The following is a 17,441-nucleotide window of genomic DNA, read 5'->3' on the forward strand; positions in this document are numbered from 1 at the left end:
TTTCATGCCTGCACCCTGTCTCTGATGTCCTTGAAATGATAAGCCTGAAGGGGTTTGACCTCCCACTCTCCCTGGCGGACGGCCGCAACGGCTTCGCACAGCGCCCCGGCGCCGGCGATGGTCGTGGAATAGAGGATGTTGCAGGTTAATGCGCTGCGCCGGATGACGCAGGCGTCCCGGGTCGGCCGCCTTCCCACGCTCGTGTTGATGACGAGGGCCACTTCGCCGTTTTTGATCCGGTCCACGATGTGGGGCCGCCCTTCGCTGACCTTGAAAACCGTTTCCGCGGGGATATCCAGGCCACGCAGATAAGCGGCCGTCCCCTGGGTCGCCAGGAGCTCGAAGCCCATTTCCCGGAAGCGTCGGGCAATGGGTGCGATCTTTTCCTTGTGGATGTCATGTACGCTGATGAAGACCCTTCCCTCCCTTGGAATGGCAAACCCCACCGCCATCTGGGATTTGGCAAAGGCCAGCCCGAAGGAGGCGTCCATTCCCATGACTTCGCCCGTGGACCGCATTTCCGGACCCAGGACAATCTCTGCGTCGGGAAAGCGGTTGAAAGGGAAAACGGCCTCCTTTACAGACACGTGCGCAGGCCGGATGGCTTTCGTAAACCCCAGTTCCCTGAGGGAGCGCCCCAGCATGACCTTGGTCGCCAGCCTGGCCAGGGGGACCCCTATCGCCTTGCTGACAAAGGGCACCGTTCGCGAAGCCCGGGGGTTGACTTCCAGGAGATAGAGAACGCCATCCTTGACGGCATACTGAATATTCATCAAGCCGACCACCTTCAGTTCCCGGGCGATTTTTTTCGTCTGCTCCTCAATCCTTCCGAGGAACTCTTCGGAGAAGCTCAGGGTGGGCAGAATACAGGCGCTGTCCCCGGAATGGATCCCCGCCTCCTCGATGTGCTCCATGATGCCGGCCACCACCGTCTCGCTGCCGTCGCTGATGGCGTCCACGTCCACCTCGATGGCATCTTCGAGAAACTGATCGATCAGGATGGGATGATCGGGGGAGACCTTCAAGGCCCGCTCCATGAACTGGCTCAGGGTTGCAGCGTCATAGACGATTTCCATGGAGCGCCCGCCCAGGACATAGGACGGCCGGACCAGGACGGGATAGCCGATGCGCTCCGCCGCCGCCAGAGCCCCGGCCACATCCGTCGCCGTCGCATTGTCCGGCTGGTTGAGCTTGAGCTTGTTTACAATCTCCTGAAACCGTTTCCGGTTCTCCGCCCGGTCGATGGAATCCGGCGATGTACCGAGAATTCTCGCTCCCGCGGCCTCCAGGTTTTTCGCCAGGTTGAGCGGCGTCTGGCCGCCGAACTGGACGATGACGCCATCGGGCTTTTCACAGGCGATAATGTGCAGGACGTCTTCCAGGGTCACAGGTTCGAAAAAGAGCTTGTCGGAGGTGTCGTAATCGGTGCTCACCGTCTCCGGGTTGGAGTTGACCATCAGGCTTTCGTACCCCTCTTCCCGGAGGGCGAAGGAGGCATGGACGCAGCAGTAATCGAATTCGATGCCCTGCCCGATGCGATTGGGGCCGCCGCCGATGATCAGGACCTTGCGTTTATCCGAGGGCCGCGCCTCCGTCTCTTCCTCATAAGTCGCGTAATAATAGGGGGTATAGGCTTCGAATTCGGCGGCGCAGGTATCGACGAGCTTATAGACGGGCAGCAGATTTTCGGAAAATCGCCGGGAGCGGATTTCACCTTCCGGAACACCCCAGAGCTCCCCCAGCCTGCGGTCCGAAAAGCCCCATCGCTTCGCCTCCCGAAGCATTTCCCCCGATGGCCCTTCCAGCTGCAGGACGGCCTCTGCCTGGACAATCTGACGGATCTGATCGAGAAACCAGGGATCGATGCGTGTGAGCTGATGGATCTTCTCGAGGGTCATCCCGTATTTCAGGGCCGCAGCCAGGTAGAACAGCCTCAGGGAGTTGGGGGTGATCAGTTTGGCCTTTATCTGCTCCTCCAGGCCCGGGGCCTCCTGCAGGGGTTCGAGTAGCCCGAACCGGCCGATCTCCAGGGAGCGGACCGCTTTCTGGAGGGCTTCCTTGAAGGTCCGGCCAATGGCCATGGTCTCTCCCACGGATTTCATGGAGGTGGTCAGGAAATCCTCCGTCTCGGGAAATTTCTCGAAGGTCCAGCGGGGAATCTTCACCACGCAGTAATCCAGGGTCGGCTCAAAGGAAGCCAGGGTCTCCCGGGTAATGTCGTTGGGGATCTCATCGAGGGTATAGCCGATGGCCAGCTTGGCGGCGATCCGGGCGATGGGAAAACCCGTCGCCTTTGAGGCCAGGGCTGAGGAGCGGGAAACCCTGGGGTTCATTTCAATCACGATCACCTCCCCCGTTTGGGGATGAACGGCGAACTGGACATTGGACCCGCCCGTTTCCACGCCTATTTCCCGCATGATGGCCATGGCGGCATTCCGCAAACGCTGGTATTCGGCGTCGGTCAGGGTCTGGGCCGGCGCCACCGTGATGGATTCGCCCGTGTGCACCCCCATGGGATCGAGATTCTCGATGGAGCAGATGATGACGACATTGTCCGCCCGGTCCCGCATGACCTCGAGTTCATATTCCTTCCAGCCCAGCGCCGACTCCTCCAGCATGATTTCATGGATCATGCTGGCCTCGAGGCCCGCCCGGGCATGCTCCATCAACTCCTCCCAATTGTAGGCCACACCGCTTCCCGTGCCGCCCAGGGTAAATGACGGGCGGACAATAACGGGAAATCCGACCTCCTCCGCGGCGGCCAGGGCCTCTTCCACCGTCCGGGCAAAGCGGCTTCCGGGAACCCGGAGGCCGATGTTCTCCATGGCCCTGCGGAACAGCTCCCGGTCCTCGGCCTTGTGAATGACGGGCAGGGAGGCCCCGATCATCTCCACCCCGTAACGATCCAGGATGCCGCTTTCAGCGACGGCCACGGCGGTGTTCAGCCCCGTCTGGCCGCCCAGGGTGGGCAGCAGTGCATCGGGCCGTTCTCGAACGATGATCTTTTCAACGGCCTCGGGGGTAATGGGTTCGATGTAGGTCCGGTCGGCCGTTTCCGGGTCGGTCATGATCGTGGCCGGATTGCTGTTGATCAGGACCACGGAACAGCCTTCCTCCCGCAGGGCCTTGCAGGCCTGTGTGCCGGAATAGTCGAATTCGCAGGCCTGGCTGATGATGATCGGCCCGGAACCGATGATCAGGATCTTTTTAAGGTCTTTCCGCTTCGGCATAAAATGTCTTCTTGATTATTCCCATTCAATCGTGCTTGGAGGTTTGGAGCTGATGTCGTAGACGACCCGGTTGATCCCGCGGACTTCATTGATGATCCGATTGGCGATGCTTCCCAGCAGTTCATGGGGCAGCCGCGCCCAGTCCGCCGTCATGGCGTCATCGCTGGTGACGGCCCGGATGGCCGCAATGTTTTCGTAGGTCCGCTGATCCCCCATGATCCCCACGCTTTTCAGGGGCAGCAGGATCACAAAAGACTGCCAGAGTCGGCGATAGTAATCGGCGGCCTTGATCTCCTCCAGGAGAATGGCGTCGGCCTTGCGGAGGAGGGCCAGCCGCCTGGATGTGACTTCGCCGATGATCCGGATGCCGAGACCGGGACCGGGAAAGGGATGCCTCCAGATCATCTCGTCGGGAAGGCCCAGTTCCCTTCCCAGGAGGCGCACTTCGTCCTTGAAGAGGTGCTTCAGGGGCTCGATGAGCTTCATTTTCATCCGCCGGGGAAGGCCACCCACATTGTGGTGGGACTTGATCACGGCGCTGGGGCCTCCAAAGGCCGAGCGGGATTCGATGACGTCCGGGTAGAGGGTCCCCTGGGCCAGATAGTCCACATCCCGGATTTTTTGTGCCTCGCTGTCGAAGACCTCGACAAAGACCCGCCCGATGATCTTGCGCTTCCGTTCCGGATCCTCGACGCCCTTCAAGGCGGCAAGAAACTGGGCCCTGGCCCGGACGAACCGGATGTTCATGCGAAAATGCCTTTTGAACAGAGAAAGGACCTTTTCCGCTTCCCCCTGGCGCAGCAGGCCGTTGTCGACAAAGACGCTGGTCAACTGGTTTCCGATGGCCTGGTGGAGAAGCAGCGCCGCGACGGAAGAGTCCACTCCGCCGCTCAATCCCAGGACGACGCGTCGGTCTCCCACTGTGGTGCGGATCTCCTCCACGGAATTCCGGACAAAGGAGGCCATGGTCCAGCTTTTCCCGCAGCCGCAGATGAGAAAGAGAAAGTTTTCCAGCATCTTCTTCCCTTCCGGGGTGTGCACGACTTCAGGATGGAACTGGAGTCCGTAAAAGCGCCGCTTCGAATCCTCAACGGCGGCAACCCGGGTATTGGCCGTTTCCGCGGTGATTTCAAATCCTGCAGGCAACCGGTCGATCGTGTCCCCGTGGCTCATCCAGCAGCGGGTGTTCTCGGCGACGCCCGAAAAGATTCCGTCCCCCTCCCGCCGGATCACGTGCAGTTCGGCAAAACCGTACTCCCGCTTGGCCGACCGGATTACCTTGCCGCCCAGGCAGTCCACCATGTACTGCAGCCCGTAGCAGATGCCGAGAGTGGGAATGCCCAACTCGAAGATGCCTTTGTCCACCCGTGGGCTGTCGGGTTCGTAAATGCTTGCCGGCCCTCCGGAGAGAATGATCCCCTCCGGATTGAGCGCCTTGATCGCCTCCAGGGAAATGTCCGGGGGCTCGATCTGGCAGTACACCTCCAGCTCCCGGACCCGGCGGGCGATCAACTGGTTGTATTGGGATCCGAAATCGATAATAAGAATCATGATAGATGCCTCGCGGCCTTCAGGAAGGGTTCCGCGGCGCGCGCTTCTTCTCTGAAGACATGGTTTCAATAAAGGATTTAAAAAGATAAGACGCATCCTGCGGTCCCGGCGCCGCTTCGGGATGATACTGGACGCTCAAGGCACGAAGGGATGGATAGGCAATCCCCTCGGAGGTTCCGTCGTTCAGGTTTTCATGGGTCTGTTCCAGCTCGGAGGGAAGGGATTCCGGCAGGACGACAAAACCGTGATTCTGGGAAGTGATCTCCACCCTTCCCGTCCGCTTCTGCCGAACCGGCTGATTGATCCCGTGATGGCCGAACTTCAGTTTTTCCGTGCGGCCGCCCACGGCCTGTCCGAGAATCTGATGCCCGAGGCAGATGCCGAAGATCGGAAGTTTTCCCAAAAGCTCCCGGACGGTGGCCACAATATGAGGCAGCGCGGCCGGATCACCCGGCCCGTTGGACAGGAGCAGCCCGTCGGGAGACCAGGACAGGATCTCTGTGGAAGACAAGCCGGCGGGCACGACGACCACCTCGCATCCGGCCTCTTCCAGACAGCGGAGGATGTTGTATTTGACCCCGCAATCCAGAACGACCACCCTCGGATGTCCAACCTGTTCCGCCAGCCGGTCCGGATCCGCCTTTTCGGCACATCCCTGCACCCAGCGGTAAGGCTGCCGGCAGCCGACAGTCCGGACCAGATCCCGCCCCACGAGACCGGGATAGGCCCGCACCTTCTGCAGCAGAAGTTCGATGTCCGAAGTTTCCGAGCTCAATACGCCGCGCATGGCCCCGTTAACACGCAGACGCCTGGTCAGGGCGCGGCAGTCCATCCCCTCCACTCCCAGCGTCCCCTGGGACTCCAGGAAGGCCTTGAGGGTCTGCCTGGATTGCCAGTTGCTGGGAAAATCCGAGTACTCGCGGACAATCAACCCTTCCAGGCAAATTCCGGCAGACTCCATGTCCCTGGGATTGATCCCGTAATTGCCGATCAGCGGATAGGTCATGGTCACGATCTGCCCCTTGTAGGACGGATCGGTCAGGATTTCCTGGTACCCTGTCATTCCCGTATTGAAGACGACTTCCCCCAGAACTTCACCGCCCCCTGCAAAGACCTCCCCCCGGAAGACGCTACCGTCTTCCAGAACCAGCAAGGCTGCTTTCTGCTTTCGCAACAGGGTCACCCGGTTTTCCCCCAATTCTCTGACCGCCTTTGAATCTCCCGCAGGAGAGCAAGGCGAATGCCGTTTGACATTCCGGCCGCCGATGACCGGCCGCCGCTGCTTGGCTATGAACTATCTACCTGGAATCATTAACTATTAAATAATTTTGTTCCGCTTCTTATATCAGCACCCGTCCGGATAATGCAACACCATAATGACGGAGCAGCCGTTTCTGCAGATCGTTAAAGCATCGGCAGATAGCGGTCAATTTCATAGCGGCTCACGTGCGTACGGAATCGATCCCATTCCAGCTTCTTGTTTTCCACGAATTTCTCGAAGATGTGGTCTCCCAGGGTCTCCCGGACCAGTTCGCTCGCGGACACCGCAACAATCGCCTCATAGAGGCTGCCGGGCAGAGAGCGGATGCCGGCCTCCTCCCTGGCTTTTTCCTTCATTTCAAAGATGTCCTCTTCAATCGGCTCCGGCAGCTCATAGCCCTTCTCCACCCCCTTCAATCCGGCAGCCAGCATCACGGCGAAGGCCAGGTAGGGGTTGCACGCCGGGTCGGGGGAACGGAACTCGATGCGGGTCGCCTGCTCTTTTCCCGGTTTATACATGGGAACGCGAATCATGGCGGAACGGTTGCGCCGCGCCCAGGACACATAGACCGGCGCTTCGTAGCCCGGCACCAAGCGCTTGTAGGAATTGACCCACTGATTGCAGATCGCCGTAATTTCAGGGGCGTGCCTCATCAGTCCGGCAATGTAGTGCTTTGCCATGGTGGAGAGATGATACGCGTCGTTTCCGTCAAAGAAGGCATTTTTATCCCCGACAAAGAGAGACTGGTGGGTGTGCATCCCGCTGCCGTTTTCCCCGAAGACCGGCTTGGGCATGAAGGTGGCGTAAAATCCGTTCTGGCGGGCGATCTCCTTTACCGTCGTCCGGTAGGTCATCACTTTATCCGCCATGCGGAGGGACTCATCGTAACGGAGATCGATTTCATGCTGGCTCGGCGCCACTTCATGATGGGAGTATTCGACGCGGATTCCCATCTCCTGGAGGGCGAATATGGTCTGCCTGCGCAGATCCGTGGCCACATCCACGGGCAGGCCGTCGAAGTATCCGCCTCTGTCAAGAAATTCCGGGGATTTGTCGCTGATGAAGTAGAAAAACTCAAGTTCCGGACCGACGTAGAAGGTGTATCCCTGATCCGCGATTTTCTTCAGAGCCCGCTTCAGGACATAGCGGGGATCCCCCTGGTAGGGCGTTCCATCCGGATTCAGAATATCGCAGATCATGCGGGCCACCGGGCGTTCCGACGGCCGCCAGGAGATCATCTGAAAGGTGGTCGGATCCGGCATGGCAATCATGTCGCTTTCCTCAATGCGGCAGAAGCCTTCGATGGAAGACCCGTCAAACCCCATCCCTTCCGTCATGCCCTCCTCGAGTTCCGAAGGGGTCACGCTGAAGACTTTCTGCACCCCCAGGACATCGGTAAACCAGAACTGTATGAAACTCACGTTTTGTTGCCTGACGATCTTATGAACTTCTTCCTTCGTTTGGCAGTTGAACATTGAAGCCTCCTTTCTTCATACGTCAGCGGGCAAAAATCCCATTTCACCTCAAAACGCGGCTTGCATCGGCTTCGTTGGAACAGGACACGATAGAAAAGGCCAAAAGCGTGCCATAGAGGCTCAAGCATGGGATCTGTCCCGGCTCCCGATGAACCCCCGACACGCGGGCACCTCGCCTTACCCTCGCCAGGCCTGTCAGCTTATGAAATGCAACCTGATATCAATGGATAAAATCTCTGGCGGCAACAGGAAGTTCTTTTTTTTTCAAGAAAAGAAATGCCAGGAACGAACAAAACAAAATTGTATATAACATCTCAAAGAGAACAAATTTGTCCGAAAATTCCCGGTTGTCCCGGATCACCTCTTGTCCTCCTGCCTCAATCCCGGGGTGAGGAGGGGCTTGCATATTTCGCCTTGAATCTCCGGGGATCGATTCCGAGCTTCTGGATTTTATATTGAATGATCCGCTTTGTCGTCCCAAGGATTCGGGCGGCCTGGCTCTGGTTTCCCCGGCTTTCCTTCAGGGCGTCCACAATCATCCCCCGCTCCTGGGCTTCAATCATGGCATTGAGCTTGCCGGACTCTTTTCGTTCCCCTTCGCGGCTCCGAGTCTGAAGCGAGGGGGGCAGGTGGACCGTTTCGATGGAAGATCCCGTTGCCAGGAGTACCGCCCGCTCGATGCAGTTTTCCAGCTCCCGGACATTGCCGGGCCAGGAATGGCTCAAAAAGGCTTCCAGGACGGCATTGGAAATGGTCTTGATGGATTTTCCCAGCTCTTTATTGTACTTCATGATAAAGTGGTCCGCCAGGAGGATGATGTCGCTGCCCCGTTCTCGAAGGGGCGGAAGGTAAAGGGGAAAGACATTCAGCCGGTAATAGAGATCGGCCCGGAACTGGCCCGAGGCCACATCCTGCTCCAGGTTCCGGTTGGTGGCGGCGATAATGCGGACATCCACGGAGACGACCCGGGACCCACCCAGAGGCTGAAATTTCTTCTCCTGGATCACCCGGAGCAGCTTTGCCTGCGCCGCTGCGGACAGTTCGCCGACCTCATCGAGGAAAATAGTCCCTCCGTGGGCCTCCTCAAAACGGCCCCGGCGGTGATGAAAGGCCCCTGTAAAAGACCCCTTCTCGTGGCCGAAGAGCTCGCTTTCGATGAGAGTATCCGGCATGGCGGCGCAATTGACCTGGATGAGCGGCCCCTTGCGCCGAGGGCTGCGGTTATGAATCGCCCGGGCGACCAGTTCCTTCCCCGTTCCCGTTTCCCCGTTGATCAATACGGTCGCATTGGAATCGGCCACCTGGACAATCAGGCCGAAAACTTCCTGCATGACCTTGGAATGGCCTATAATCTCGGAATGGGTGATGGTCGAACGCCCCAGCATATCCCGAAGACGCCGGTTATCCTCTTCCAGGGCGCGGCTGTGAACGCTTTTGGCGATGAGTTCGGCGATGGAGGAAAGCATGGCCAGTTCCCGGTCGAGGTCCTCCACCTGGAGGACGGCCTTATCCGCCGATAAGACTCCGACAACCCGTTCGTCATAGACAATCGGCACGCAGAGGAAAGAAAGGTCCGAACGGTTGATAAAGCGCCGCGCACCGGTACGGTCGAGAAAGTGCGCCTCCTGTCCGAGATTGGCTACGGCCATTGGGCGGCCCGTCTGGGCCACCTTCCCGGTAATGCCCTCTCCGGGCGCGTACGAGACCTCCATCCCCTGGATATCGACCCCATGGGCCACATCGAGCCAGACTTCACCCGTTTCGCGGTCCAGCAGAGAGATCATCCCCCGCTGCATGCCGACCCGCTGGTTCATGGCCTGAAGAACCAGTTCCAGCTGATCCCGAAGTTCCCCCGGCTGGGCAAGGGTTCTGGCAATGGCGTGCAGTGCCGCCAGTTCTTCATAATTATGACTGCTCACGTTCCATCACCATCATCAGAATCGTTTCAGGACATCGATACATTTTTGTAGCAGCATCGCGAAGCATCCGCAAGATTATTTCCAGGAATGGCGCCAAAAATTTTTATCCGATGTTCATCCCGGCATAAAGGGACCTGTGCTCGATAAACTGCCTGAATGCATGTCTTTTAAATGTACCGGGATTCCATGAACGTTGAGGCCGAGCGGAAGCCGCCTCCTTCTCATCAGGCCGTCCGGGAGATTTGAACGGCGTCCCGGAACGGACTTTTCGCGCATGGCGCCTGTTTCAGCGAAGATAACGCAATTATGAAGCCAAAGCGGCCGCCGGGAAAAAGAATGTGAACGCCGGGACCATACGGGAAACGACGGGGACAGGGAGGGGATGGAATCAGTCTGACTGGGGAGGAGCAGGAGCCGGTCCTCTCATCTCCTGCTCCCTTTTCTTGATCATGATCAGAACAGCAGCCAGGGCGGCCTGGGTCATCCCGGTGATGCGCCGGGCCTGCCCGAGCGTCTCCGGCTCTATCCTGGAAAGCTTCATCTTCAATTCATTGGACAGTCCCGGAACGGCCGAATAATCGAATCCTTCAGGAATCCTTCGGCTTTCCAGGTTCTTCATCCGGGCGACGGCTTCCCGCTGGCGGGAGATGTATCCCTCGTATTTCGCTTCAATTTCGATCTGCTTCCGGACGTGCCTGTCGGAGTCCGCGAAAACATCCTCCGGAAAATCCGGAACATCCCGAAAAAGATCAAGATCCTCCCAGGAGAAATCGGTGCGCTTGAGAAGCTGAAACAGGGAAAGGGGGTTTTTGATGGCCGGGCTCCCCTTTTTCTCCAGCTTTGAATTCACATCTGCACCGGGATAGATCCGCAGCGAGGAAAGCCGCTTTATTCCTTTCGAAATCCTCTGAATCCGATCGGAAATCCGCCCGAAATGTTCAGGTGGGATCAGGCCCAGTTCGAAGCCTCTGGGGGTCAGTCGGAGGGCGGCATTGTCCTCCCGGAGGATCAGCCGGTACTCCGCCCGCGAGGTAAACATCCGATAAGGCTCATCCACGCCCTGGGTTACAAGATCATCGATCAGGACGCCCATATACGCCTCCGAGCGATCCAGAACAAAAGGCGGACGGCCCTGCACCGCCAGGGCGGCATTGATTCCCGCCCACATCCCCTGTGCGGCGGCCTCCTCGTATCCCGACGTGCCGTTGATCTGTCCGGCCAGGTAAAGCCCCCGGATTTTCTTCGTTTCCAGCGTATGGTGAAGCTGCGTCGGCTGAACGAAATCGTATTCAATGGCATAGGCTGAGCGCATAATTTCCGCCTCCTCCAGACCCGGCACGCTGTGGACGATTTGTTCCTGGAGGTCGAGGGGCAGGCTGTTGCCCAATCCCTTGGCATAAACCTCTTCCGTGTCCAGTCCCTCCAGCTCCAGAACCACGGGATGGCGCCCCCGGTCGGCAAAGCGCATCACCTTATCCTCCAGGGACGGGCAGTAGCGGGCGCTGACTCCTTTGATGGCCCCGGAATAGAGAGGGGAACATTGAATATTTTCCCGGATCAGTCGGTGGGTTTCCGAAGTCGTGTACCCGAAATAGGAGGGAAGCCGATTTTCTCCCAGGCGTTCCGTGGACAGAGAGAAGGGTTCAAAGGCGGGATCGCTGTCCTGCCGCTCCAGACGGGAGAAATCGATCGTCGAGGCCTTCAGGCGCGGCGGCGTTCCGGTCTTCATCCGGCCCATTTCAAAGCCGAGATCACAGAGGCACTGAGCCAGGGGCAAGGAAGCCATCTCTCCGGCCCTTCCCGCCGAATAGTGCGCTGTGCCGACATGGATCAGCCCGTTGAGAAAGGTCCCGGGCGTGATGACCACCGCCCTGGCGCCGTAGCAAACGCCCGTGTGGTCCACCACGCCGGTGACCCGCCCATCCTCGATGAGGAGGCGATCGATGAGGGTCTGATGGAGATGAAGCCGCGGCTGCCGTTCCACGATGGATTTCATGGTCAGCCGGTAAAGCTGCTTGTCGCACTGGACCCGGGATGACTGGACGGCCGGCCCTTTGGAGGCGTTGAGGATGCGGAAATGAACGGCGGTTCTGTCCGCCACCCTGCCCATCTCGCCGCCCAGGGCGTCGATTTCCTTGACGAGCTGCCCCTTGGCCAGTCCGCCGATGGCGGGGTTGCAGGACATCAGGGCGATGGAATCGAGATTGATGTTGAGCAGGAGGGTTTCGCACCCCATCCGGGACGCCGCCAGCGCCGCCTCGCAGCCGGCATGGCCGGCCCCTACGACTATCACGTCAAATTGCTTCATCGGTGTCTCTTTCTGGAACTATCGAAGCGATTCTTCGCTTTGACAATGCCCCCTTGAAAAGGGGAGGCCTATAATAGTATAAAGCGTAAAAATTACAAGAGGGAGACCGCATTTCGTGTCCGCATCGCAGCCGGAAAACCGCCTGAAACGCTATTGTGACCTGAAGACCTACTGGAGAAACCGCTTCGGATGCACGGTGTATAAACTGCCCGTGGACGCCGGCTTCACCTGCCCGAACCGGGACGGCTCACGGGGGACGGGGGGATGCACTTACTGCGACGGGCGGGGATCGCGCCTCCGCCGGGAAGGCCCGTTACCCTCCGTCAGCGAACAGATCCGGCGGGGAAGGGAATTCTATCGGAACCGCAAGGGGGCAAAAAAGTTCATCGCCTATTTCCAGACCTTCACCAATACCTACGCCCCCTGCGACCGCTTGAAGCGCCTCTATGACGAGGCCCTGGCCCAGGAAGACGTTATCGGCCTTTCGGTGGGAACCCGCCCCGACTGTGTACCCGACGATGTCCTGGATCTCTTGAAGGGCTACGCCCGGAATGCTCATGTCTGGCTGGAATACGGACTGCAGTCGATTTCCGACACAACGCTGCTGCGGATCAACCGGGGCCATACGGCGGCTGAATTTCTTGATGCCGTCAAGCGGGCCGCCGATGAAAATCTGCTGATCTGCACCCACATCATCGTCGGCCTGCCCGGCGAAACTCCCGAGGATGTCCTGGGGACGGCGCAAACCCTGGCCTCTCTGCCGATTGCAGGGATCAAGATCCATTCCCTGCTGGTTCTGGAGGGTACGTCCCTTGGGGAAGAGTATCAGAAGGGAGGCTTCAGTCTCTGGAGCCAGGAGGAGTATGTCCGGACGGTCTGCGATGTCCTGGAAATCCTGCCGCCGGAGATGGTGATTCAGCGCCTGACGGCCGACGGCTATGCCGATATCTACCTGGCCCCCGCCTGGGCCACCAACAAGATGGTCGTTCTCAACGCCATCGACCGGGAGATGGAGCGGCGGGATGCCCGGCAGGGATGCCGCTATCGCCAAAAAACAGGGAGAGAACCCGGGACGTCCTTTCCGTGACCGTACCGGGCGGAAGCGGCGGCGCTTGCAGGAAAACGTCAGCAGAGGCACATGGCTGCAGTCTTTCCATTTGACACGGACAAAGCCGTTGTGGTGGAGATCCCCGCAAGGATCATTGTTGAAAGAACGAAAGGCAGGACGTGCTGGCCCTGCCTTTCGATTACCCATAATTGTCAACAGAATTTATTTGCCGAACTTCCGTCTGAGTCCCAGAAGCCCAACCAATCCAGAACCCAGCAGCAGAAAAGCAGGCGGAATTGGAACTGGTTTGCTGTCGGCAAGCCAGTAGGCGACGTTTGTGGTGAAGGCAGCATTGCTATCGGATGACCAATATTGATTCGACTCAAGATTGACGTCAAGGATCGTCAGAATGTTCTGATTGCTTCCCCATAGAGTTGCAAAGTTGTAATTGTAAAGTGAAGTCCCGCCAATGGCCACACCTGCCGCAGGCAGATAAACATTATCAGCTCCGGCGGTGAGGGCGTTGTCCACCACCTTTGCAGCCGTCTCATAGAGATAGTAGCCCATGTAGTTGTAGCTTCCGCCCCCGATGGCGGTGATCTGCTGGTTCCAGTTCAGCCAGTTATCGTTTTCTCCGATCATGAGCACCTTTTTTCCTGTGGCTGCGAAGGCGGTAATGTTGTTTCTCTCCGCAATGCTCAAGGTGCTGTTGGTTTCGCGGGCCTGCAGGAAGATGGCGTCATAAAGGAGCATTTCTGACAGGTTGCCGAAATCGCTGGTAAAAGACACGCTGTTCCCCGTGGCGGAATTGAGGGCGGTGGTGAAGTTGCTCCAACCAGAGTCACCAATACCATAATTCGAATAATGCGGTGAAGAAACCAGCACGGTTTTTGCCCATGCTGTCGAAGACAGGCTCAACAGCAGGAACAAGGTAAGAAACAAAAATAAAATCCGCTGTTTTCTGGTCATAATCATTACCTCCCTTTCGATGTATTTTAAGTCCACTTAACTTTCCAGCGGCACTTCCACTACTACTACACTTTTAACATACAATGATGATGCAGTATCACGCAATCGAGATTATTTTGTATTTATTGCCTCTAAATCCCTTACGATAAGATGCGGAAAGACTTGGGTGGGTGCCGTTAAGGATGATCCTTTTTCACCAAAAGAGCAAGATGTTCACGCCCTGCAATGCTGCTTTTTCCATGAGCCGTTGTCCCAACGTCGCTGATCACGTTGCTAATATCGCAGACTATAAAAATATATTTAATATAAATCGAAATATATATTGACAAATATATCGAATATCGAATAATAGCCCCATCCATGAACCTGGAAGGCCCTGTCGAGCAGGTGCATGCCCTGAGACTTCGCGGCCCTGACAGCAATAAAGGCCGGAGAGGACTGGATGGTGGTTTTGATCTCACAGGAAGTTACCTTAATACGCGTTTTGGAGGGAGATAAAACATGAGCAGAAAAAAGGTTACCATTGCTGAATTGCAGCAGAAGAAACAGAAGAAAGAGAAGATCACCATGCTCACGGCTTACGATTATCCGACGGCAAGGATCCTGGATCAGGCAGAGATCGACACGGTCCTGGTTGGAGATTCAGGAGGCATGGTTGCCCTGGGATATGAATCAACCGTTCCCGTGACCATGGAGGAGATGCTGTTCATGTCCAAGGCGGTCGCCAGGGGGATTCAGAGCGCTTTCATCATAGCGGACATGCCGTTCATGTCCTACCAGGGAAGCGATGAGAGGGCGGTTGACAATGCCGGGCGCTTCATCAAGGAGGCCGGGTGCGACGCCGTGAAACTGGAAGGGGGAAGTGATTTCGCCTCCACCGTCCGGGCGATCGTCAGAGCCGGGATACCTGTCTGCGCTCATATCGGCCTGACTCCGCAGACGGCAACCATGCTCAGCGGGTTCAAAGTACAGGGAAAAGACGCGGAAGGGGCCAGGAAACTGATACAATCCGCCAAGGATCTTGAGGAGGCAGGGGCCTTCATGATCGTTTTTGAATGCATACCGGATACCCTGGCGGCAAGGATCACGGCAGAGCTGAAGATTCCCACCATAGGCATCGGTGCGGGGAAAGACTGCGACGGCCAGGTTCTCGTGTATCACGACACGGTCGGCCTCTTTGAACGGTTCATTCCCAAGTTCGCGAAGCAGTACCTCAATCTCACGCCCATGATCCGGGATGCCGTTATCCAGTACAAAACGGACGTAGAGACAGGGGCCTTCCCGGGTCCCGAGCACATGTTCACGATGAGCCAGGAGGAACTGGATAAGCTCTATTAGACCGCCGCAAGCTTATGCTTATGGCGCTAAAAAAGACGATTCTTATGACATCTGAAAAAAGACACATGGATGAACTCGACGCAAAGATCATTGCGATTCTTCAATCGGACGGCAGAATCAGCAACACGGAAATCGGGAAGTCGCTTTCGGTTTCGGAGGCAACGATCCGGGGAAGAATAAAGCGCCTTATCGATGATGAGATCATCCAGATCGTTGCCGTAACGAATCCTCTCAAGGTCGGGTTCGAGATCACGGGGGATCTCTATATCAGCGTAGACATCGCAAAGATGGAACATGTCATCGGCTCGATCAGCAAATTCAAGGAACTGTGGTATATCGTTTCAACCACCGGCAGCTCCAACCTGAACGCCGAATTTGTCGTCAAAAACCTGGAGGACCTTCACGATCTCGTCTACAACCGCCTCAGCCGTATCGATGGGATCCAGAAAGTCGAGACGGCCGTCATTATAAAATACGTAAAACGGAGATACGATTTCGGAACCCCCTTCGACTGACCAAGGCGGCAACGCCGGATGTTACCGATTCCGTTGGTTTCGCCGCGGAACTTCGATGGAAATCTCTGCCGCAGGGAACGGGACGCGGTTCAGTCCGGCAGCAGACTGCCGGAAGATTCCAGCCCGTCGTCGTCGATCAGTTCCATCAGGACTCCGTTGAGCTTCTTCGGATGCAGGAAGGCAAACTCCCCTTTGCGGAACGGCCGGACAAACCCGCCCCGGCTGTCGGGAATGAACGGATAGCCCTTTTCCTGAAGCTCTTTCACGGCCTTCCGGGTATTGTCCACATTGAGGCTGACGAGCATCACGCCTTCACCGTTCTTTTCGATGAACCTGGCGACCTCGCCGTCGGGCGTCAGGGATTCCATCAGTTCGAACCCCACTTCTCCGATCCAGTAGCGTGCGACCCTGATCTTTTCCGGTTCATCGATGTAGACATCGTCCGGCTTGTCTTTACCCAGCAGAGGTTCCCATGTCCTGCGGGCCTCATCGAGGTTCCTGACGGCAATACAGATATGATCCACTCTCTTTATTTGCATAATGACCTCGTTTCGGTGTCATGGCCGGCGATCACCGGTTCCTGATTCCGGGAGATGCTGAAACAAAGCTCCCGTTCGAGTCCCGTACCCGGCTGCCGGGAATTCTGCAACTTAATCAACGATAATGATCCGTTCGTCGATCTCCGACAGAACACGGTAGCGGCCTTTTTCCATGAGCACCGTATTTTCGATGCCGCAGCAACCCTTTCGCGGGAAGACCATCTTGGGTTCGATCGCAAAGGTCATCCCCTCCTCGATGGGGTAATTCATGTTGGTCGCGATGAAGGGCGGCTCGGAGAGTTCAATGCCGATTCCATGGGCGAGAAAATTGACCTTGTGGGGAGCATAGCCCAGATAGTTGTCTCCGTACCCCATCTTCTGGGCCAGGTCGACGGAGTACTGGAACAGTTCGGCGCAGGTGACCCCCTCCAGGGCTTTGTCCAGCACCCGGTAGTGAATCTCCCGGCAGGCTTCATAGGCTTTGGCGAAGAGTTCCGGCATGGAGCCGATGGCGAACATCCGGGTTTCGTCAACCTGGTACCCGTGATAGCAGATGCCGAAATCGATCATGATCTGCTCGCCCCGGCGGATTTTTTTGCGGCTCGCCCCGACGGGAAAGGCGGGCGACATCCCCAGGCCTCCCATGGGGGAATTCATCTGGCTGACGATGCTCCCCACTTTGCCGCTCAGGATATGCCAGCTGTACGCTTCAAAATTCTGGGAGCGCACCCGCAGCAACCCTTCGTGCCCGAGGGTTTTGGCGTAGGCTTCCAGGATCCCGCCGAGTTCGATTTCCATGATGCCCTCCCGGAGGACTTCGGGAACTTTCGCATAGACCTTCTTTGCAATCGCCGCCGCCTTCTCCATCAGGGAAATTTCAAAGGGGCTCTTGATTTTCCTGAGGTCGTTGATGAGCGGCGAGATGTCCGTCATCTCCACGTCGCCCAGGAGTTTATGGAAGTTCGCCACGAAATTGTACGGCAGGACATCGAGTTGGAGACCGACCCGGCGCGGATTGCCGATGTGCTCCTTGATCGTTTTCAGGGAGCGGATGGGAATCAGTTCGGAAAGGGGCGACTCCCGTCTGGCACGGCGCATCTCCCGGCGGACGAAGAGCGTGGGCTCTCCCTCCAGGGGCACATAGAGGATCGCATCCTGCATGGTGCCGGCAAGGTAATAATAATCAATCTTGTAATGGAAGAAGGCCCCATCCAGTGAGGCCTTCTCCATTAACGCCCTTAATCTTGCCGTCCGGTTTTGAATTTCTTCTTTCGGCGTGTAGATCATA

The 17,441-nt window shown here is 57.4% G+C and carries 12 protein-coding genes; 3 read left to right on the top strand and 9 right to left on the bottom strand.

The genetic code is table 11. The annotated features are described in order from the left end of the window. Positions 1 to 2: 2 nt before the first annotated feature. From carB to mnmG, 6 genes are all read right to left on the bottom strand, one after another. Positions 3 to 3,230 carry a carbamoyl-phosphate synthase large subunit gene (carB, locus tag AB3175_RS05895; protein ID WP_367360016.1) on the bottom strand — a complete coding sequence of 1,076 codons (3,228 nt, stop codon included), beginning with the start codon at positions 3,228 to 3,230 and terminating at the stop codon, positions 3 to 5. A gap of 15 nt (positions 3,231 to 3,245) precedes the next feature. After that, on the bottom strand, positions 3,246 to 4,781 hold the full coding sequence (guaA, locus tag AB3175_RS05900) for a glutamine-hydrolyzing GMP synthase (RefSeq protein ID WP_367360017.1): 1,536 nt from the start codon (positions 4,779 to 4,781) through the stop codon (positions 3,246 to 3,248). 19 nt (positions 4,782 to 4,800) lie between these two features. Next, entirely contained in the window at positions 4,801 to 5,964 is a 1,164-nt protein-coding gene (carA, locus tag AB3175_RS05905) for a glutamine-hydrolyzing carbamoyl-phosphate synthase small subunit (RefSeq protein ID WP_367360018.1), read from the bottom strand. 221 nt (positions 5,965 to 6,185) lie between these two features. After that, positions 6,186 to 7,517: a glutamine synthetase family protein gene (locus AB3175_RS05910; protein ID WP_367360019.1), complete on the bottom strand. Its 1,332-nt coding sequence runs from the start codon at positions 7,515 to 7,517 to the stop codon at positions 6,186 to 6,188. Between the two features lie 377 nt (positions 7,518 to 7,894). Next, entirely contained in the window at positions 7,895 to 9,436 is a 1,542-nt protein-coding gene (locus AB3175_RS05915; RefSeq protein ID WP_367360020.1) for a sigma-54 interaction domain-containing protein, read from the bottom strand. 388 nt (positions 9,437 to 9,824) lie between these two features. Then, a complete protein-coding gene (gene mnmG, locus AB3175_RS05920) occupies positions 9,825 to 11,744 on the bottom strand; it encodes a tRNA uridine-5-carboxymethylaminomethyl(34) synthesis enzyme MnmG (RefSeq protein ID WP_367360021.1) in 1,920 nt (639 codons plus the stop codon). A 115-nt stretch (positions 11,745 to 11,859) separates the two neighbouring features. Here mnmG and AB3175_RS05925 point away from each other — a divergent pair, with 115 nt between their 5' ends. Then, positions 11,860 to 12,831, top strand: a complete 972-nt coding sequence (locus AB3175_RS05925) for a TIGR01212 family radical SAM protein (RefSeq protein WP_367360022.1) — start codon at positions 11,860 to 11,862, stop codon at positions 12,829 to 12,831. Positions 12,832 to 13,014: 183 nt separating this feature from the next. Here the strand turns inward: AB3175_RS05925 and AB3175_RS05930 are convergent, their stop codons facing one another. After that, a complete protein-coding gene (locus AB3175_RS05930; protein ID WP_367360023.1) occupies positions 13,015 to 13,761 on the bottom strand; it encodes a hypothetical protein in 747 nt (248 codons plus the stop codon). 501 nt (positions 13,762 to 14,262) lie between these two features. On the opposite strand from AB3175_RS05930, the gene panB reads away from it, so the two are divergent. Together panB and AB3175_RS05940 are read left to right on the top strand one after the other, a co-directional pair. After that, positions 14,263 to 15,099, top strand: a complete 837-nt coding sequence (gene panB / locus AB3175_RS05935) for a 3-methyl-2-oxobutanoate hydroxymethyltransferase (protein ID WP_367360024.1) — start codon at positions 14,263 to 14,265, stop codon at positions 15,097 to 15,099. A gap of 65 nt (positions 15,100 to 15,164) precedes the next feature. Beyond that, positions 15,165 to 15,614 carry an Lrp/AsnC family transcriptional regulator gene (locus AB3175_RS05940; RefSeq protein WP_367360025.1) on the top strand — a complete coding sequence of 150 codons (450 nt, stop codon included), beginning with the start codon at positions 15,165 to 15,167 and terminating at the stop codon, positions 15,612 to 15,614. An 89-nt stretch (positions 15,615 to 15,703) separates the two neighbouring features. Here AB3175_RS05940 and AB3175_RS05945 read toward each other — a convergent pair whose 3' ends face one another. Together AB3175_RS05945 and AB3175_RS05950 are read right to left on the bottom strand one after the other, a co-directional pair. Continuing rightward, entirely contained in the window at positions 15,704 to 16,153 is a 450-nt protein-coding gene (locus AB3175_RS05945) for a VOC family protein (protein ID WP_367360026.1), read from the bottom strand. A gap of 111 nt (positions 16,154 to 16,264) precedes the next feature. Continuing rightward, entirely contained in the window at positions 16,265 to 17,440 is a 1,176-nt protein-coding gene (locus tag AB3175_RS05950) for a M24 family metallopeptidase (RefSeq protein WP_367360027.1), read from the bottom strand. Between the last annotated feature and the right edge of the window lies 1 nt (position 17,441).

The organism is Syntrophus sp. (in: bacteria) (assembly GCF_040768185.1).
Classification (GTDB): Bacteria; Desulfobacterota; Syntrophia; order Syntrophales; family Syntrophaceae; genus Syntrophus; species Syntrophus buswellii.